Below are 16,474 nucleotides of genomic sequence, written 5' to 3' on the forward strand. Positions count from 1 at the left end.
ACCCCTCCGTCACGCCTTCGGCGCGCCACCTCCCCCTCCGGGGGAGGATTTCCGATGAGCACGCTCCCCACCCGGCGCGACGAGGCGTGGCGCTATTCCGATCTGGAGGCGGCGGCGGCCGTGTGGCCGGTGGCGACGCGCACCCACGTCGTCGCGCCGGGCGAGACTTTGGTGCTGCCGATCCTGATCGACGGCGATGCCGAGAGCGTCGGCATCGAGGACCATGCGATCGAGGTCGGCGCGGGCGCGCGGGTCGAGGCGCAGGTGGCGGTGACGGGCGGCAGGCTCGGCCGGGTGTCGCTCGCGGTGAAGCTGGGCGAGGGCGCGCATCTGTCGCTGGCCGGCGTGATCGTCGGCGGGGGCAGCGAGACTCACGAGATCGTCACCCACGTCACCCATGCCGAGCCCGACGCCACCAGCGAGCAGACGGTGCGCATCATCCTCGGCGGGCAGGCGACCGGCTCCTATCTCGGCAAGGTCGCGGTCGCGCGCGGCGCGCAGGGGACGGACGCGGTGCAGTCGGCCAAGGCGATGCTGCTGAACCGCACCGCGACCGCCAATTTGAAGCCCGAGCTGGAAATCTACGCCGACGATGTGAAGTGCGCGCACGGTGCCACGGTCGGTGAACTGGACGCGCAGGCGCTCTTCTACTTGGCTTCGCGCGGCATCGCCCCGGCCGAGGCCAAGACGTTGCTGCTGCGCGCCTTCGTCGGCGGGTTGTTCGAGGAGAACAGCGATTTCGCCACCGCGATCGACCGGGCGCTGGAGCGCGTGCTGTGAGCGTGATGGTGTCCGACAAGCCGCTCGATCGCGTTGCGGATTTCCCGGCGATCCCCTCCGGCTGGGCCTATCTCGACACCGCCGCGACCGCGCAGAAGCCGACGCCCGTCGTCGACGCCATCGACCGCGCCTATCGCGAGACCTACGCCACCGTGCATCGCGGCGTGTACCAGCGCTCCGCCGACATGACGCTCGCCTACGAGGCGGCGCGGCGGCGGGTGGCGCAGTTCATCGGCGCGGCCTCCGACAAGGAAGTGGTGTTCGTGCGCGGCGCCACCGAGGCGATCAACCTCGTCGCGCAGAGCTGGGGCCTCACTCACCTCAAGCCCGGCGACCGCATCCTGCTCTCGACGCTGGAGCATCACAGCAACATCGTGCCGTGGCAGCTGATCCGCGAGCGGACCGGCCTCATCATCGACGTCTGCCCGCTGACCGAGGACGGCCGCATCGATCTCGATGCCGTCGAGGCGATGCTGACGCCGCAGCACAAACTGGTGGCGCTGGCGCACGTCTCGAACGTGCTGGGCTCGGTGCTGGACGTGAAGCGCGCCGCCGATCTGGCGCGTGCGGTGGGCGCGAAGATCCTGATCGACGGCTGCCAGGCGGTGCCGCGCCTGCCTGTGGACGTGCAGGCGCTCGGCGTCGATTTCTACGCCTTTTCCGGCCACAAACTCTACGGGCCGACCGGCATCGGCGTGCTGTGGGCGCGCTCGGAAATCCTCGATTCCATGCCGCCGTGGCAGGGCGGCGGATCGATGATCGACAAGGTCACGTTCGAACAGACCACCTACCTCCCCGCTCCCGCCCGCTTCGAGGCGGGGACGCCGCACATCGTCGGCGTTGTCGGCCTCCATGCCGCCATCGATTATGTCGAGAGCATCGGGCTGGAGGCGATCCACGCCCACGAAACCGCTCTGGTGGCGGAGACACGCGCGGCGCTGGCGGGCATCAACTCGGTGCGGGTGTTCGGGCCGGAGGATTCGGCCGGGATCGTCAGCTTCGCGATCGAAGGGGTTCATCCCCACGACATCGGCACCATATTGGACGAGAGCCGGGTGGCGATCCGGGCGGGGCATCATTGCGCGCAGCCGCTGATGGCGGCGCTGGGCGTCGATGCGACCGCGCGGGCGAGCTTCGGCGTCTACAATGGCCCTGCCGACGTGCAGGCGCTGGTCGAGGGCATCGAGCGTGTTACGCGGATTTTTGGCTAGGTTTCGGAAGATGAGCGACAGCGAGATCAGGGTCGAGGAAGTGGCGGCGGCGCCGGACAAGCCGGAGCGGCCGCGTCTCGATGACAGCGACGTGCGCGCCAACGGCAGCGAGATGGTGAAGCGCGCGGTCGATTATCTCGACGGCTTCTACAATCCGAAGCCCGCCGTCGCGGCGTCGGCGGAGGACGAACAGCCGGGCGGCGCGCTCTACGAGGCGGTGATCGAAGGGCTGAAGGACATTTACGACCCCGAAATCCCGGTGAACATCTACGATCTCGGCCTGATCTACGGGCTGGAGATCGCCGGCGGCCATGCCGTCGTGACGATGACGCTCACCACCCCGCACTGCCCGGTCGCGGAATCGATGCCCGGCGAGGTCGAGATGCGCGTCGGTGCCGTGCCGGGCGTCGGATCGGCCGAGGTCAATCTCGTCTGGGATCCGCCATGGGATCCGCAGAAGATGTCCGACGAGGCCAAGCTCGAACTGGGGATGCTGTGATGACCACCACCACACGCCGCCCCCGCCCCGCCGCGCTGACGCTCACCCGGTCGGCCGAGGCGCGGATCGCCGAACTGATGGCCAAGGCCCCCGAAGGCGCGATCGGCGTCAAGCTCTCGACCCCGCGCCGGGGCTGTTCGGGACTCGCTTATTCGGTCGATTACGTCGCGCAAGCCGATCCGATGGACGAGCGGATCGAGACGCCCGGCGGCACCTTCTTCGTCGATGGCGGATCAGTACTCTACCTGATCGGATCGACGATGAACTGGGTGGAAGACGATTTCACCGCCGGCTTCGTGTTCGAGAACCCCAACGCCAAGGGCAGCTGCGGCTGCGGCGAAAGCTTCATGGTCTAAGTACCCAAATCCGTTCGGCCTGAGCGCAGTCGAAGGCCATGCGCTACGGCTGCACTTCGACTTCGCTCAGTGCGAACGGGGGTGGATTGTGGAGCGGGCAAAGGCTAACGCCGCGCCCGATGCCCCCCGGTCTCTCGCATATCCGCGCCTGGATCTTCGATCTCGACAACACGCTGTATCCGGCGTCGGCGGACCTGTTCGGGCTGATGGACAAGCGCATGACCGCCTATGTCGCCCGCACGCTCGGCATCGACGACATGACGCAAGCCTACGCGCTCCAGAAGAGCTATTTCCAGCAGCACGGCACGACGATGGCCGGGCTGATGGCCGAGCACGGCATCGATCCGCATCATTATCTCGCCGACGTCCATGACATCGATCTCTCGGTGCTGGCCGAGGATGCGCGGCTCGCCCGCCTGATCGCGCGGCTGCCCGGCCGCAAGCTGATCTTCACAAACGGCGACGAGCCTTATGCCCGCAAGGTGCTGGCGCGGCTCGGCCTGTCGGAGACGTTCGAGGCGATCCACGACATCCACGCCAGCGCCTACAAGCCCAAGCCGCATGACGACAGCTACGCCGCGATGATCGCCGGCCTCGGCGTCGATCCGCGAGAGAGCGTCTTCGTCGAGGACATGGCGCGCAACCTCGCCCCCGCCAAGGCGCTGGGCATGACGACGGTGTGGATCGACAACGGCTCCGAACAGGGCCACGACGCCGATCGCTCCTACGTCGATCATCACATCACCGATCTCGCCGACTGGCTCCATTCCATCCTGGGAGACCCCGAATGACCGCCGATCTCGCCGCCACCATCGATTCCGCCTGGGAGGCGCGCGACGGCCTCGGCTTCTCCACCACCGGCGCGGTGCGCGAGGCGGTGGAGGAGGCGATCGCCGGCCTCGACGCGGGCACCTACCGCGTCGCCGAGAGGCAGGCCGACGGCAACTGGCACGTCCACCAGTGGCTCAAGAAGGCCGTCCTCCTCTCCTTCCGCCTCAACGACAACGAAATCGTCGACGGCGGTGCGGCGGGCGCCCCGGCCTTCGACAAGGTGCCGAGCAAGTTCGCCGGCTGGGGCGAGGCCGAGTTCCGCACCGCCGGCTTCCGCGCCGTGCCGGGTGCGATTGCGCGGCGTGGCGCCTTCATCAGCAAGGGCGCGGTGCTGATGCCTAGTTTCGTCAATATTGGCGCCTATGTCGGCGAGGGATCGATGGTCGATGCCTGGGCGACGGTCGGCTCCTGCGCCCAGATCGGTAGCGGCGTCCACCTTTCGGGCGGCGCCGGGATCGGCGGCGTGCTCGAGCCGCTGCAGGCGAACCCGGTGGTGATCGAGGACGGATGCTTCATCGGCGCGCGCGCCGAGGTGGCCGAGGGCGTGATCGTGCGCGAAGGCGCGGTACTCTCGATGGGCGTCTATCTCGGCGCCTCCACCAAGATCGTCGACCGCGCCACCGGCACCGTGCATCGCGGCGAGGTGCCGGCCTATTCGGTGGTCGTGCCGGGCGCGCTGCCCGATCCCAAGGGCGGCCCCTCGCTCTATTGCGCAGTGATCGTGAAGACCGTCGATGCGCAGACCCGCGCCAAGACCGGTATCAACGAGCTGCTGCGCGATTGATGCGCGGCGCGGTCGCGCTCCTCGTCGCGTTGCTCCTGCCGGCGGCGGCTTCGGCCGAGCTGCCGGTGGAGCCGGCGCAGGTGGTGCGCAGCTACCCGCACGACACCGGCGCCTTCACCGAGGGCCTGCTGATCCGCGACGGCTGGCTCTACGAGAGCACCGGCTACGAAGGGCAGAGCTTCATCCGCAGGAAGGAGCTCGCCACCGGCCGCACAGTCCAGAGCATCCAGATCCCGCCCGGCCTGTTCGGCGAGGGCATCGTCGACTGGGGCAACACGCTCTACAGCTTCGTCTGGCATGGCGAAAAGGGCTTCGTCTGGGATCTGAAGAGCCTGAAACAGACCGGCGCATGGCATTATACCGGCGAAGGCTGGGCGATGACGCAGGACGGCCGCCGGATCATCATGTCCGACGGCACGCCGGTGCTGCGCTTCCTGGCACCCGGATCGATGAAGGTGGTGCGCCGCCTGACCGTGACGGCGGAGGGCAAGCCGGTCTCGCAGCTCAACGAGCTGGAATATGTCCATGGCGAGATCCTCGCGAACATCTGGCAGACCCGCTACATTGCCCGCATCGACCCCAAGGACGGCCATGTGAAGGGCTGGATCGACGTCGGCGCGTTGTGGGACCAGGTGGGCGTCACCGATCCCGGCGCGGTACCCAACGGCATTGCCTACGACAGGAAGGCCGACAGGCTTTATGTAACGGGCAAGGACTGGCCGACCCTGTTCGAGATCCGGTTGCCGAGCCAACTCTGATCCCCAACATCCGTTCGGCCTGAGCGCAGTCGAAGGCCATGCGCAAATGGTGGCTGCACTTCGACTTCGCTCAGTGCGAACGGATGTGATGGACTATTTCGCCTCCGCCAGCAGCTTCGCCATCTCCGGACCGTTCCAGTCCTTGCCGCCGGCGACGCGCCAGACTTCCTTGCCTTTCGAATCGTAGAGCACCGTCACCGGCAGCTCGGCCGCACCCATCGCGGTCATCAACTTGTTGGCCTTGTCGGTGTAGGCGGTCAGCGCCTTGATATTGTGCGATTTCCAGAAGGGCTGGACGTCGCTATCACCGTTCATATCCTGGCTGACCGCGATCACCGCCATCTTGCCTGTGCTGCTCGCTGCCAACGCATCCAGCGCGGGCAGTTCCTTCACGCACGGCGCGCACCAGGTCGCCCACAGGTTGACCAGAACCGGGTGACCTCTGAAGGCGGTCAGCGTCGCGGGCGCGCCGCCGGGTTGCGCGAAGGGCATGGCGGGCATCGCATCGCCCTTGTGGCTGCGATCGACGCCCCCCGCGGCAGGAGCGGTCGGGAAAGCAGGGGTAGCCGCATTGTTACCGGCGCTTGCTTGCTCGTTGGCGGCCTTGGGCTTATCGCAGCCGGCGATTCCAAGGGCGACGATCAGCGGGAGACAGGCGATTAGCGAGCGCAAGACTAGCTCCAATCAGATGTGGGGCGGGCGCTTCGCCGAAGGCCCGGCCGCGGTGATGCGCGAGATCAATGCCTCGATCCCGTTCGACAAGAGGCTCTGGCGGCAGGACATAGCCGGCTCCAAGGCCCATGTCGCCATGCTTGGCAAACAGGGAATCGTCGCCGAGGCCGATTCGGTTACAATCGCCGAAGGGCTGGATCGGGTCGCGGCGGAATATGAGGCGCACGGCGTCACCGACGATCTCGCGCTCGAAGATATCCACATGGCGACCGAAAGTCGTCTGGCGGAACTGATCGGGGCGACGGCGGGCCGCCTCCACACCGCCCGTTCGCGCAACGACCAGGTGGCGACCGACTTCCGCCTGTGGGTGCGCGATTCGATCGATGCGGTGGATGCCGGGCTGAAGGCGCTCCAGCAGGCGCTCGTATCCCGCGCGGAGGAACATGCCGAGAGCGTGATGCCCGGCTTCACCCATCTGCAGGCAGCGCAACCGGTGACGCTCGGCCATCACCTGATGGCTTATTACGAGATGGTCCGCCGCGACCGCTCGCGCTTCGCCGATGCGCGCGCCCGGATGAACGAATGCCCGCTCGGTGCCGCCGCACTGGCCGGCACGGGCTTCCCGATCGACCGGGAGGCGACGGCGCAAGCCCTCGCATTCGATCGGCCCACCGCCAATTCGCTCGATTCGGTGTCGGATCGCGACTTCGCGCTCGATTACCTGATGAGCGCGGCGCAGGCCTCGCTCCACCTCTCGCGTCTCGCCGAGGAGATCGTGCTGTGGGCCTCGCAACCCTTCGGATTCGTGTCGCTGCCCGATCAATGGTCGACCGGATCGTCGATTATGCCGCAGAAGCGCAACCCCGATGCCGCCGAACTGGTGCGTGGCCACAGCGGGCGGATCGTCGGCTGCCTGACCAGCTTGATGATCACGATGAAGGGCCTGCCGCTGGCCTATTCGAAGGATATGCAGGACGACAAGCCGCCAGTGTTCGAGGCGCACGACCTGCTCGCGCTGTCGATCGCGGCGATGACCGGCATGATCGAGACGCTGACCTTCCGCACCGATCGCATGCGCGCGGCGGCCGAGGCGGGTTTCTCCACCGCCACCGATCTCGCCGACCGGCTGGTGCGCGTGGCGGGTGTCCCGTTCCGCGAGGCGCACCACATCACCGGCGCCGTAGTGAAGACGGCCGAGGGCAAGGGCTGCGCGCTCTCCGACCTCAGCCTCGCCGAACTGCAGGCGATCGATCCGCGCATCGACGAAGGGGTGCAGGCCGCGCTATCGGTGGACGCATCGGTCGCGGCGCGCGCATCCGAGGGCGGCACCGCACCGGAGCGCGTCCGACAGGCGGTCGCACGGGCGAAGGAGGCTTTGGGATCATGAAGCGGATCGCGATCGCAGCGGTGGCGGCGCTGGCCTTGCTGGCGGGCTGCGGCAAGCGCCCGGTACTGCGCCCGGCCGATGGCAAGGTCCTGCCCCCCAAGGCGCAGACCGCCGCTGCACAACCGGGCGTCGGCGATCTGCTCACCGTGCCGACCCAGGCCAAGCCGAGCCGCGATGACGAGCTGGTGACAAAATCCACCCCGCTCCAGCCCGACCGTTTCGATCTCCCTCCTCCCGGCTGACATCCCCATGGATCATTTCGACATTCGCGACGGCGCCATGCACGCCGAGGGCGTTCCGCTCGACACCATCGCCGACGCGGTGGGGACGCCGGTCTATGTCTATTCGGCGGCGACGATCCGCCGCCACGTCCGCGTGTTCCGCGAGGCTCTGGACGGGCTGGCCCATGAGGGACAGGAGCCGCTGGTCGCGTTCGCGGTGAAGGCCAATCCCAACAAGGCGGTGCTCACCGTGCTGGCGCAGATGGGGTGCGGCGCCGACGTCGTCTCGGGCGGCGAGCTGAAGCGCGCTTTGGCCGCCGGCATCCCGGCGGAGCGCGTGGTGTTCTCGGGCGTCGGCAAGACGGCGGACGAGATGGCCTTCGCGCTCGACGCCGGTATCGGCCAGTTCAACCTCGAATCCGAGGAAGAGGCGGAAACCCTGTCCGCCGTCGCCGCGAGGATGAGCAGGACGGCGCGCGTCGCCTTCCGCGTGAATCCGGACGTCGATGCCGGCACCCATGCCAAGATCTCGACCGGGCGATCCGAAAACAAGTTCGGCATCCCCTTCGATACCGCCCCGCAGGCCTATGCCCGCGCTGCCGCATTGCCGGGCCTGGCGGTGCAGGGCGTCGCCGTCCATATCGGCAGCCAGCTGACCGATCTCCATCCGCTCAAGCAGGCCTTCGCCCGCATCGGCGCGCTGATCCAGAGCCTGCGTGCCGCCGGCCACGCCATCGTCACGGCCGATCTCGGTGGCGGGCTCGGCGTGCCCTACGATCCGGCCAAGCCCGCCCCGCCCTCGCCCGCCGCCTACGGCGCGATGGTGCGCGAGGCGACCGCCGGCTGGGGCTGCCGCCTGATCTTCGAGCCGGGTCGCCTGATCGTCGGCAATGCCGGCGTGCTGCTGACCAGCGTGATCCGGGTGAAGCCGGGCGTCCGCTCGCCGTTCGTCATCGTCGATGCAGCGATGAACGACCTGATGCGCCCGGCACTCTACGATGCGTGGCACAATATCCGCGCCGTCCGGCCCAAGGGCGACCAGTTCGAGGCCAATGTCGTCGGCCCGGTCTGCGAGACGGGCGACACCTTTGCGATGCAGCGTGGCATGGACCAAGTCGGATCGTAGCCATGTCGTTCTGTGAGCCAAGGAGTTGTGTACACACCTTGTCTTCCTAAGACCGCTTGGCCTCCGACTTCGCCGGAGGTGATGGTGTCGGGCGATCGGTGGGCGGTCGTGCGGGCACGTCAGCCGGTCGAGGCACTGATCGCTGCCGACAGCGTTCCTGCCTGGGCAATCGAACAAACGGAGGAATGATGGTCGCCAGGGTTCGTAAGGCGGTATTCCCGGTCGCGGGCTTCGGCACGCGATTCCTGCCCGCCACCAAGGCGGTGCCGAAGGAGCTGCTGCCGGTCGTCGACAAGCCGCTGATCCAGTACGCCATCGACGAGGCGCTGGCGGCGGGCATCGAGCAGATGATCTTCGTCACCGGCCGCGGCAAGGGGGCGATCGAGGATTATATCGACACCGCCTTCGAGATCGAGGCCGATCTCGTCGCCAAGAACAAGTCGGCGATCCTCGAACTGATGGCCGAAACCAAGCTCGGGCCGGGCCAGGCAGCGTTCGTCCGCCAGCAGCAGATGGCGGGCCTGGGCCATGCCGTGTGGTGCGCGCGCCATCTCACCGGGGACGAGCCGTTCGCGGTGCTGCTGCCCGACGAACTGCTGTGGAATCCGGACAAACCCTGCCTCAGCCAGATGATGGAAAGCTACGAGGCGAAGGGCGGCAGCGTCATCGCCGTCGTGGACGTGCCGAAGGAGCATACCGGCCGCTACGGCATCGTCTCGCCGGGCGACACCGACGGCAAGGCGATCGAGGTGAAGGGATTCGTCGAGAAGCCCCGACCGGAAGAGGCGCCCTCCACGCTGGCGGCGGTGGGCCGTTACATCCTCGATCCCAAGGTGATGCGCCTGCTCGAGGGGCAGGAGAAGGGCGCGGGCGGCGAGATCCAGCTGACCGACGCACTGGCGAAGCTGATCGGCGATCAGGCCTTCCATGCCCACATCTTCGAGGGCGCGCGCCACGATTGCGGCGAGAAGACCGGCTTCATCCAGGCCAATATCGCGCTGGCGCTGGAGCGCGAGGACATGGCGGGGCCGCTCCGCGCCTTCCTCAAGGGGCTGTAACAGCGACCGCTTGGCAAGGCGCCCGGACGGGACGACAAGGGCACGATGCACAGCCTGCCCGTCTTCCTCCGGCTCGCGGGGCGTCCCGTCATCCTGCTGGGTGACGGCGCCGCTGCCGATGCCAAGCGCCGGCTGCTCAACCGTGCCGGGGCGGTGATTGTCGGTGAAGGGACCGACGCAGCACTTGCGATCGTCGCGATCGAGGATGAAGGCGAGGCGACGAAGGCGGTCGCCCGACTGAAGGTTCGCGGCATCCTCGTCAACGCGGTCGATCGGCCGGCTCTGTGCGATTTCACCCTGCCCGCCATCGTCGATCGCGATCCGGTGCTGGTCGCGATCGGCACGGGCGGCGCTTCGGCGGGGCTGGCCAAGGCGCTCCGCCAGAGGATCGAGGCGTTGCTGCCATCGGGTCTCGGCGGATTGGCGGACCGGCTGCACGGCGCGCGGACACGGATCAAGGCGCGCTTTCCCGAGCCCGACGCGCGGCGGCGCGCGATCGATGCGGCGCTCGATCCCGGCGGCCCTCTCGATCCTTTGGGCACGCCTGCGGAGATCGACGACTGGCTGGCCTCGCCGGACTCGCGCGCTCCGCAGATTGTCACCATCACGCTCCGCTCGGACGATCCCGACGACCTGACGCTGCGCGAGGCCCGCTGGCTGGCGCAGGCGGATGCCGTGCATGTCTGCGACGCAGTGCCCGTCGCCGTCCGGAACCGGATTCGTGCCGATGCGCGCCAGATCGAAAGCGCCGGCGCCGACACCACAACAGGGCTGACCGTCATTTTGAAGGCGGCGGTTTGACGTCGTTCGCATCGCTTCCGCTTGTCCCGGCGCGGCGGGCGCGCTAACGGCCAGAACAGTAGCATGGCTCGCCCTATCCGTCAGACGCCCCGACAGGCCCCCCCGCCTCCGCCCGAGCCGCCCCGCCGCAAACGGAGTGGTTTCGTGAAGGCGTTGATCACCGCTGCCAAGCTGTTCGGCGGTGCCGCCTTCCTTGGACTGGTCGCGCTGGTCGTGGCGGTCGGCATCGCGATGTCGGGCCTGCCGAGCTTCGATCAGCTCAAATCCTCGCCCAACGGCCAGATGATCCGCGTCCATGCCGTGGACGGCACGGTGCTCGTCTCGCTCGGGCCGAGCTACGGCCAGTGGCTGCGGTCGGACCAGATCCCGCAGGTGATGAAGGACGCGATGATCTCGGTCGAGGATCGCCGCTTCTACGATCATCCCGGCGTCGATCCGATCGGCATCATCCGCTCGATCGGCGTGCGCGCACAACGCGGGCATTGGACGCAGGGCGGATCGACGATCACCCAGCAGCTCGCCCGCAATGTCTTCCTGACCAGCAACAAGACGTTCGGGCGCAAGTTCCGCGAGGCGATCATCAGCCTCGCGCTCGAGCGGAAGTTCTCGAAGGACCAGATCCTCGAACTCTATCTCAACAAGGTCTATTTCGGCGGCGGCAGCTACGGCATCGATGCCGCCAGCCGGAAGTTCTTCGGCCACGGCGCCGATCATCTGAGCCTGGGCGAAGCGTCGATCATCGCCGGCCTCGTCAAGGCGCCTTCCAACTATTCACCCACTGCCGATGCGCAGGCCGCGGTCGATCGCGCGGGGGTCGTGCTGGAAACGATGGTCGAGACCGGCAAGATCACCAATGCCGAGGCGCAGGCCGCGCAACCTTCCGCGGTGAAGCTCGCGCCCGAGCCGAAGCAGAACAGCGTCCGCTATTTCACCGACTGGGCGCTGCCGCAGCTCAACACGCTGATCGACGACCAGACCGATCCGCTCGACGTGTGGACAACGCTGGACATCCGTATGCAGCGCCAGGCCGATCAGGCGATTGGCGCGGACACGCCCGCCGGGCTGCAGGGTGCGCTCGTCTCGATGGAGCGCGACGGCGCGGTGCGTGCGATGGTGGGCGGCAAGGACTATATCACATCCAACTACAACCGTGCCGTCACCGCCGAGCGTCAGCCCGGTTCCGCGTGGAAGCTGTTCGTCTATCTCGCGGCGATCGAGGCCGGGCATAAGCCCGACGAGGCGATCGTCGACGAGCCGGTGACGATCGATGGCTGGAGCCCGCGCAACGACGAGCGCACCTATTCGGGCCAGATCAACATCCGGACCGCCTTCGCCTTCTCGCTCAACACGGTGGCGGCGAAGCTGGGCCAGGCAGTGGGCTTCGAGACGGTTGCCGACATGGCCCGCCGCTTCGGCATCTCGACGCCGATCAACACGCATCCGGCAATGGTGCTCGGCACATCTGACGTCCACCTGATCGACATGGTCCGCGCCTTCGCCGAGATCGACAACAAGGGCGCCATGGTGCAGCCCTATGCGATCGAGAAGGTCGTCGGGCCGGACAACAAATTGCTCTACCAGCATACGCCGCCCGAAAATCGCGTGCTCGTGGCACCATGGGTGGCGGCCGAGATGACCGACCTGCTGCAGACTGCCGTGAACACCGGCACCGGCAGGGCCGCGCAGATCGGCCGCCCGGTGGCGGGCAAGACGGGAACGACCTCCACCAACCGCGACGGCTGGTTCTTCGGCTTCTCCTCGGGCCTCACCACCGGCGTATGGATGGGCCGCGACGACGCCAAGCCCAATCCCGGCCTCTACGGTGGCCGCGCCCCCGCGCGTGCCTTTGCCGATTACATGAAGGTCGCGGTGGCGAACCGCCCGGTCGAGCAGTTCGATACGCAGGTGACGCTGCCCGAATGGCAGCTCGAGCCCGACGACGAAGCCTATTACGGCCAGCCCGACAGCGGCATCCCGACGATCGACGCCAACGGGCAGGTGATCGAGCAGGGTGGCGATCAGGGCCAGCCGATGAGCGACGGCGGCGATCAGGGCTATCCCTCGCAGCAACAGCAGCCTGCGCAGCAGCAGCAGCAAGGTGGCGGTCGTCGGCAGCCGCAGCAGGATGACGATTGGCAGGGTCCGCCTCCGCCACCCGCGCCCGGCCAGCGGCTCGACCAGAACTGGCTGAACGGCGTGCTGGGTCGCAAGGGCACCGCCACCCCGCCGCAACATGGCGGCGGAACGCCTCAACCCAACCAGTAAAGTCCGGCGCCGTGCGCGCGCAACCAGTCGCGCGCGGGCCGGGGATCACGGCCGTAGAGCCGCTTCTCCGCCGCCCGGAAGGCGGACGAATGATCCATGTGCAGCCGGTGCGCCACCTCGTGCGCGACCGTGGAACTCAGCACGAAGGGCGGCGCCAGGATGAGTCGCCACGAATAGCGGATGTCGCCATTGGCGGAGCAGCTTCCCCAGCGCGTCCGCGGATCGCCGATCGCCACGCGGCCGACCGTGACGCCGGCCTCGATCGCGACGGCCCGCGTTTCCGCCTCCAGCTGCCGAAGCGCCTCGCGGCGAAGCCAGGCCACCACCCGTTTTGCCACCGATTCGGCCGGCCCGCCGACACGCAGGCGATCGCCCTCCAGCCGGACGATGCGCGAATGATTGGGCGACCAGTCCACCACCACATCATCGCCGCGAAACGGGATGGTCGCGCCCGGTTCGATCCGCTGCGGACGCGGAAGCTTCGCCAGCTGCGCCTCGATCCAGTCGCGATGCTGCTCGGCCCAGGCGCGCCCGCTCCGCTCCGACGCGCGGCGCGGCAGCGTCAGCCGGACGTCGCCGGTGCGCGGATCGATCGCGAGGCGCATCCGCCGCGCATTGGCGACGCGGCGCACCAGCAGCGGACGACGCCCCTCGCCCTCGCCGAAGAAGATCTCAGAGCTCACGCTCGACGATATGGTGTTCGAGGTCGCCGGCTTCATCCTCGGAGACGGTCCAGCCCTTCACCGAAATGCCGGCCTTGTGGACCGAGTCCGGATCGCCGGAGATCAGATAATGCCATTCGCGCAGCGGCTCGCCACTGGCGAGCAGGCGGTAGGCGCAGGTATTGGGCAGCCAGTCGATCGAGGCGAGCGTGCGCGGCGTGAGGCGTACGCACTCCGGCACATAGGCATGACGATGCCGGTAATCCTTGCACCGCCCCGTGCGGCGATCGAGCAGGCGGCAGGCGACGTTGGTGGGGAAGACCTCCCCGGTCACGTCGTCCTCCAGCTTGTGCAGGCAGCATTTGCCGCAGCCGTCGCACACCGCTTCCCACTCCTCGCGGCTCATCTCGTCGAGGCGTTTGGTCTCCCAGAAGCGTGGCGCCAGCGCGGCCATCACCGCACCCACTGGGCAAGCGTGTCCGCCACCGCCTTGGCGCCCTGATCGGTCGGCACCATGGCGATCGGCTTCCCGTCCGGCCCGAACAGAATCACGACGCTCGAATGGTTCATCAGATAGCCGCTCGCGCCCTTGGCCGGCGGCTGCTTGCTGTAGGAGACGGCATATTCCTTCGCGACCTTCGCGATCTCCTGCGCGCTGCCGGTCAGCCCCTTCAGCTCCGGCCCGAAAGCGGCGACATATTGCTTCAGCACCGCCGGCGTGTCGCGCGCCGGATCGACGCTGATGAAGATCGGGACCAGCCTGGCGGCCGCGTCCGGGCTGTCCTTGGCGAAGACGTGATAGCCCTGCATCAGCACCTGCAGCGTCGTCGGGCAGACGTCCGGGCAGAAGCTGTAGCCGAAATAGATGGCGCGGTAGCGGCCGGCAAAATCCTTGTCGGTGACGGCATGGCCATCCTGATCGACCAGCGCGAAGGGTCCGCCGATCGCAGCCCCCTCGAGCGGCGGTTGCGAGGCGGGGCCGCTGCACGAGGCCAGCGGCAGCATACCGAGCCAGAGTGCGGCGAAAGCGGTGCGCATGTTCATGACAAGGCCAGCCATGCTTTGCTATGGCGCGCGATGCAAGAACAGGGAGTGACCAATGAAGCGTGGCGTGCGGGCGGTGATGCTTTCCGCTCTGGTGGCGACGGCCGCCGTGGTGCCGGCGAACGGCCAGCAATTCACCTCGCAGGGCTACACCTTCCTGAAGGCCGTGAAGGATCGCGACGGCACCAAGGTGACCGACGCGCTCAACACGCCGGGCACGACGGTGATCACCTCGCGCGATGACGATGGCCAGAACGCGCTCCATATCGTCGCCAAGCGCCGCGATCTTCCCTGGCTGCAGTTCATGCTTTCCAAGGGCGCGCCGATGGATGCGCGCGACAACAATGGCGACACGCCGCTGATGGCGGCCACCCGCATCGGCTTCGTCGAGGGCGAGCAGCAGCTTCTCGACGTCGGCGCGCAGGTCGATCTCGCCAACAATCGCGGCGAGACGCCACTGATCGTCGCCACGGAGGCGCGCGATCTCGGTTCAGTTCGCGTGCTGCTCACCCACGGCGCCGATCCCCGCGTGCAGGATCACGTCGCCGGCCTGTCGGCGATCGACTATGCCAAGCGCGACAACCGCGCAGCGCCTATCCTGAAGCTGCTGCTGGAGGTGAAGCCGGCGGCCAAGAAGCAGGTCTCCGGCCCGACCCTCAACTGAGCGCGGCGATCCGATCCAGATCCGGATCGAGCGCCGCCATTGTCCGCCGCGCCGCGCGGCGGGCGAAGCGCAGCGTTTCGGCCTTGCGACGCGCTGCTGCCATCGGCCGATGCGAAGGCTCGCGCAGGATCGCCGCATCGTAGCGATCCGCCACGATCAGCCCGGCCAGTTGGGGGCGGAACGCCTCGGTCTCGAACGGGGACAGATCGAATCCCGGTGGCACCGCCCAGAAGAAGCGATCGCAATAATCGAGATAGTCCGGCCACTTCATGTCGCCGAGCAGGTCCGCACGCGACACCTTGATCTCGACGATGGTCAGGCAGCCCCTGGCATCGACCGCCATGATGTCGGCACGCCGGCCGTTGCCGAGCGGCACCTCGCACAGCGCCATGCAGTCCGCGCGGAACAGCAGACGCGAAACGCCCCGCGCGACGTCCACCGCGATCGGTGGCGCATCGGCGAGGCATTGCGGTTCGGAAGGCTGAGTCGCCATGCCGCCTGATTAGAACATCAGGCGAACGATGGAAAGATTATGGAAGGAGGATCGGGATTTCCGAGTCGCCGGACCTTACGGCCCGGCGCGAAATCCCTCAGCGGAAGAAGATGTGGTTGCCGAGCGACGCGACCCGAATCTTGCCCCAGCCCGGCGAGACGCGACGGGCGTGGAAGAAGAGCGCCGACGGGGCGACCTGCTTCCACAGGCCCTGGCGGGCGATGGTGGCGACCGCGACGGCACGCTGCCAGGCGCTGTTCGTGTGGCTTGGCTCGGGGATCGACCCGCCGCGCAGGAAGGAGAACTGGCCCGGCTGGCGGACCACGCCGCACACGGTATTCGGGAAGCGGCCCGACGTCGTGCGGTTCATGATCACCTGGGCGACGGCGAGCTGGCCGTTGAGCGGCTCGCCCTTCGACTCGTAATAGACCGAACTGGCGAGGCAATCGCCCTGCTCGTCACCGGTCGTCGACGCCGTATGGGCGGCGACCATGTCCTCGAGCGTCTGCGGGGTCTGGGCGGCCGTGTCGGCATCGGCCTGCGGCGTGATCGGGGAACCGTTGTCCTGACCAGCCGTTGAGAAATCCTGATCGCGATTCTGAAGCGCATTCACATCGACGGCGAGGAGAGGAGCCGTCACTGCTGCCAGCATGGCCGTGGCCGAACCCGCGGGAGCGGTGCCTTCGGCGGCGAGGGACGGGACCGCGACGGTCACCGCGCCGAGCAGACAGGAAAAAGACGCCACCGCGAGGGCAGCGCGCGAAAACGTGCGCATCATGATCCGCGAACTTGCGGCAGACCCCGCCCTGGCCCCCCAAAACTCTTGGGCCGGATTGTGATCCCCCGACTACGGAAGCCGCTT

The 16,474-nt window shown here is 67.8% G+C and carries 20 protein-coding genes; 14 read left to right on the top strand and 6 right to left on the bottom strand.

Annotated features, from left to right (window positions below):
- Nucleotides 1-54 precede the first annotated feature (54 nt).
- The 7 genes from QGN17_RS15720 (at nucleotide 55) to QGN17_RS15750 (ending at nucleotide 5,219) form a co-directional block, all read left to right on the top strand.
- Nucleotides 55-780, top strand: coding sequence for a SufD family Fe-S cluster assembly protein (locus QGN17_RS15720; protein WP_281045546.1), 726 nt, complete (start codon nucleotides 55-57; stop codon nucleotides 778-780).
- Between the two features lie 5 nt (nucleotides 781-785).
- Entirely contained in the window at nucleotides 786-1,991 is a 1,206-nt protein-coding gene (locus tag QGN17_RS15725; RefSeq protein WP_281045770.1) for a cysteine desulfurase, read from the top strand.
- 10 nt (nucleotides 1,992-2,001) lie between these two features.
- Nucleotides 2,002-2,490 carry an SUF system Fe-S cluster assembly protein gene (locus QGN17_RS15730; RefSeq protein WP_281045547.1) on the top strand — a complete coding sequence of 163 codons (489 nt, stop codon included), beginning with the start codon at nucleotides 2,002-2,004 and terminating at the stop codon, nucleotides 2,488-2,490.
- The gene (locus QGN17_RS15735) at nucleotides 2,490-2,846 is read left to right on the top strand and encodes a HesB/IscA family protein (RefSeq protein WP_281045548.1); all 357 of its coding nucleotides are present in this window, start codon (nucleotides 2,490-2,492) and stop codon (nucleotides 2,844-2,846) included. The genes QGN17_RS15730 and QGN17_RS15735 overlap by 1 nt, the downstream gene beginning before the upstream one ends.
- 119 nt (nucleotides 2,847-2,965) lie before the next feature.
- Nucleotides 2,966-3,637 carry a pyrimidine 5'-nucleotidase gene (locus QGN17_RS15740; protein ID WP_281045549.1) on the top strand — a complete coding sequence of 224 codons (672 nt, stop codon included), beginning with the start codon at nucleotides 2,966-2,968 and terminating at the stop codon, nucleotides 3,635-3,637.
- Nucleotides 3,634-4,461 (top strand): 2,3,4,5-tetrahydropyridine-2,6-dicarboxylate N-succinyltransferase, encoded by an 828-nt coding sequence (dapD, locus tag QGN17_RS15745; RefSeq protein WP_281045550.1) that lies wholly within the window; start codon nucleotides 3,634-3,636, stop codon nucleotides 4,459-4,461. Before QGN17_RS15740 ends, dapD begins: the two co-directional genes overlap by 4 nt.
- Nucleotides 4,461-5,219: a glutaminyl-peptide cyclotransferase gene (locus QGN17_RS15750; RefSeq protein WP_281045551.1), complete on the top strand. Its 759-nt coding sequence runs from the start codon at nucleotides 4,461-4,463 to the stop codon at nucleotides 5,217-5,219. Before dapD ends, QGN17_RS15750 begins: the two co-directional genes overlap by 1 nt.
- A 93-nt stretch (nucleotides 5,220-5,312) precedes the next feature.
- On the opposite strand, the gene QGN17_RS15755 is transcribed toward QGN17_RS15750, so the two are convergent.
- Nucleotides 5,313-5,720 carry a TlpA family protein disulfide reductase gene (locus QGN17_RS15755; protein WP_281045552.1) on the bottom strand — a complete coding sequence of 136 codons (408 nt, stop codon included), beginning with the start codon at nucleotides 5,718-5,720 and terminating at the stop codon, nucleotides 5,313-5,315.
- A gap of 187 nt (nucleotides 5,721-5,907) precedes the next feature.
- Between QGN17_RS15755 and argH the strand changes: the two genes are divergently transcribed.
- The 6 genes from argH to QGN17_RS15785 all read left to right on the top strand — a co-directional run bounded on the left by argH (nucleotide 5,908) and on the right by QGN17_RS15785 (nucleotide 12,749).
- On the top strand, nucleotides 5,908-7,278 hold the full coding sequence (gene argH / locus QGN17_RS15760; RefSeq protein ID WP_281045553.1) for an argininosuccinate lyase: 1,371 nt from the start codon (nucleotides 5,908-5,910) through the stop codon (nucleotides 7,276-7,278).
- Nucleotides 7,275-7,520 carry a hypothetical protein gene (locus tag QGN17_RS15765; RefSeq protein ID WP_281045554.1) on the top strand — a complete coding sequence of 82 codons (246 nt, stop codon included), beginning with the start codon at nucleotides 7,275-7,277 and terminating at the stop codon, nucleotides 7,518-7,520. The genes argH and QGN17_RS15765 overlap by 4 nt, the downstream gene beginning before the upstream one ends.
- A 7-nt stretch (nucleotides 7,521-7,527) precedes the next feature.
- Nucleotides 7,528-8,625, top strand: a complete 1,098-nt coding sequence (lysA, locus tag QGN17_RS15770; protein WP_390902704.1) for a diaminopimelate decarboxylase — start codon at nucleotides 7,528-7,530, stop codon at nucleotides 8,623-8,625.
- Nucleotides 8,626-8,810: 185 nt separating this feature from the next.
- Nucleotides 8,811-9,683: a UTP--glucose-1-phosphate uridylyltransferase GalU gene (galU, locus tag QGN17_RS15775; protein ID WP_281045555.1), complete on the top strand. Its 873-nt coding sequence runs from the start codon at nucleotides 8,811-8,813 to the stop codon at nucleotides 9,681-9,683.
- A gap of 45 nt (nucleotides 9,684-9,728) precedes the next feature.
- Nucleotides 9,729-10,484, top strand: a complete 756-nt coding sequence (locus QGN17_RS15780; protein WP_281045556.1) for a precorrin-2 dehydrogenase/sirohydrochlorin ferrochelatase family protein — start codon at nucleotides 9,729-9,731, stop codon at nucleotides 10,482-10,484.
- A gap of 63 nt (nucleotides 10,485-10,547) precedes the next feature.
- Nucleotides 10,548-12,749, top strand: coding sequence for a transglycosylase domain-containing protein (locus QGN17_RS15785; RefSeq protein ID WP_390902705.1), 2,202 nt, complete (start codon nucleotides 10,548-10,550; stop codon nucleotides 12,747-12,749).
- Here QGN17_RS15785 and QGN17_RS15790 read toward each other — a convergent pair.
- From QGN17_RS15790 to QGN17_RS15800, 3 genes are read right to left on the bottom strand one after another with little or no spacing between them, the layout of a single operon-like run.
- Entirely contained in the window at nucleotides 12,734-13,432 is a 699-nt protein-coding gene (locus QGN17_RS15790) for a M48 family metallopeptidase (RefSeq protein ID WP_281045557.1), read from the bottom strand. The two genes, QGN17_RS15785 and QGN17_RS15790, sit on opposite strands and share 16 nt — an antisense overlap.
- Nucleotides 13,422-13,865, bottom strand: coding sequence for a YcgN family cysteine cluster protein (locus QGN17_RS15795; protein WP_026094573.1), 444 nt, complete (start codon nucleotides 13,863-13,865; stop codon nucleotides 13,422-13,424). The genes QGN17_RS15790 and QGN17_RS15795 overlap by 11 nt, the downstream gene beginning before the upstream one ends.
- On the bottom strand, nucleotides 13,865-14,470 hold the full coding sequence (locus tag QGN17_RS15800) for an SCO family protein (RefSeq protein WP_281045558.1): 606 nt from the start codon (nucleotides 14,468-14,470) through the stop codon (nucleotides 13,865-13,867). Before QGN17_RS15800 ends, QGN17_RS15795 begins: the two co-directional genes overlap by 1 nt.
- Nucleotides 14,471-14,510: 40 nt before the next feature.
- On the opposite strand from QGN17_RS15800, the gene QGN17_RS15805 reads away from it, so the two are divergent.
- Nucleotides 14,511-15,119 carry an ankyrin repeat domain-containing protein gene (locus tag QGN17_RS15805; protein ID WP_281045559.1) on the top strand — a complete coding sequence of 203 codons (609 nt, stop codon included), beginning with the start codon at nucleotides 14,511-14,513 and terminating at the stop codon, nucleotides 15,117-15,119.
- Here the strand turns inward: QGN17_RS15805 and QGN17_RS15810 are convergent.
- Entirely contained in the window at nucleotides 15,112-15,612 is a 501-nt protein-coding gene (locus tag QGN17_RS15810; RefSeq protein ID WP_281045560.1) for an MmcB family DNA repair protein, read from the bottom strand. The two genes, QGN17_RS15805 and QGN17_RS15810, sit on opposite strands and share 8 nt — an antisense overlap.
- A 97-nt stretch (nucleotides 15,613-15,709) precedes the next feature.
- The gene (locus tag QGN17_RS15815; RefSeq protein ID WP_281045561.1) at nucleotides 15,710-16,390 is read right to left on the bottom strand and encodes a cell wall hydrolase; all 681 of its coding nucleotides are present in this window, start codon (nucleotides 16,388-16,390) and stop codon (nucleotides 15,710-15,712) included.
- Nucleotides 16,391-16,474: the final 84 nt, after the last annotated feature.

Origin of the sequence: Sphingomonas oryzagri (assembly GCF_029906645.1) — a bacterium.
Classification (GTDB): domain Bacteria; phylum Pseudomonadota; class Alphaproteobacteria; order Sphingomonadales; family Sphingomonadaceae; genus Solisphingomonas; species Solisphingomonas oryzagri.

What these genes read in the sequence shown, in the direction of transcription:
- dapD (WP_281045550.1), top strand. Translation starts at nt 3,634, where the DNA reads ATGACCGCCGATCTCGCCGCCACCATCGATTCCGCCTGGGAGGCGCGC.
- QGN17_RS15785 (WP_390902705.1), top strand. Translation starts at nt 10,548, where the DNA reads ATGGCTCGCCCTATCCGTCAGACGCCCCGACAGGCCCCCCCGCCTCCG.
- QGN17_RS15810 (WP_281045560.1), bottom strand. Translation starts at nt 15,612, where the DNA reads ATGGCGACTCAGCCTTCCGAACCGCAATGCCTCGCCGATGCGCCACCG.
- QGN17_RS15730 (WP_281045547.1), top strand. Translation starts at nt 2,002, where the DNA reads ATGAGCGACAGCGAGATCAGGGTCGAGGAAGTGGCGGCGGCGCCGGAC.
- galU (WP_281045555.1), top strand. Translation starts at nt 8,811, where the DNA reads ATGATGGTCGCCAGGGTTCGTAAGGCGGTATTCCCGGTCGCGGGCTTC.
- QGN17_RS15720 (WP_281045546.1), top strand. Translation starts at nt 55, where the DNA reads ATGAGCACGCTCCCCACCCGGCGCGACGAGGCGTGGCGCTATTCCGAT.
- QGN17_RS15765 (WP_281045554.1), top strand. Translation starts at nt 7,275, where the DNA reads ATGAAGCGGATCGCGATCGCAGCGGTGGCGGCGCTGGCCTTGCTGGCG.
- argH (WP_281045553.1), top strand. Translation starts at nt 5,908, where the DNA reads ATGTGGGGCGGGCGCTTCGCCGAAGGCCCGGCCGCGGTGATGCGCGAG.
- QGN17_RS15795 (WP_026094573.1), bottom strand. Translation starts at nt 13,865, where the DNA reads ATGGCCGCGCTGGCGCCACGCTTCTGGGAGACCAAACGCCTCGACGAG.
- QGN17_RS15805 (WP_281045559.1), top strand. Translation starts at nt 14,511, where the DNA reads ATGAAGCGTGGCGTGCGGGCGGTGATGCTTTCCGCTCTGGTGGCGACG.
- QGN17_RS15725 (WP_281045770.1), top strand. Translation starts at nt 786, where the DNA reads ATGGTGTCCGACAAGCCGCTCGATCGCGTTGCGGATTTCCCGGCGATC.
- QGN17_RS15750 (WP_281045551.1), top strand. Translation starts at nt 4,461, where the DNA reads ATGCGCGGCGCGGTCGCGCTCCTCGTCGCGTTGCTCCTGCCGGCGGCG.
- QGN17_RS15815 (WP_281045561.1), bottom strand. Translation starts at nt 16,390, where the DNA reads ATGATGCGCACGTTTTCGCGCGCTGCCCTCGCGGTGGCGTCTTTTTCC.
- QGN17_RS15800 (WP_281045558.1), bottom strand. Translation starts at nt 14,470, where the DNA reads ATGGCTGGCCTTGTCATGAACATGCGCACCGCTTTCGCCGCACTCTGG.
- QGN17_RS15780 (WP_281045556.1), top strand. Translation starts at nt 9,729, where the DNA reads ATGCACAGCCTGCCCGTCTTCCTCCGGCTCGCGGGGCGTCCCGTCATC.
- QGN17_RS15755 (WP_281045552.1), bottom strand. Translation starts at nt 5,720, where the DNA reads ATGCCCGCCATGCCCTTCGCGCAACCCGGCGGCGCGCCCGCGACGCTG.
- lysA (WP_390902704.1), top strand. Translation starts at nt 7,528, where the DNA reads ATGGATCATTTCGACATTCGCGACGGCGCCATGCACGCCGAGGGCGTT.
- QGN17_RS15735 (WP_281045548.1), top strand. Translation starts at nt 2,490, where the DNA reads ATGACCACCACCACACGCCGCCCCCGCCCCGCCGCGCTGACGCTCACC.
- QGN17_RS15740 (WP_281045549.1), top strand. Translation starts at nt 2,966, where the DNA reads ATGCCCCCCGGTCTCTCGCATATCCGCGCCTGGATCTTCGATCTCGAC.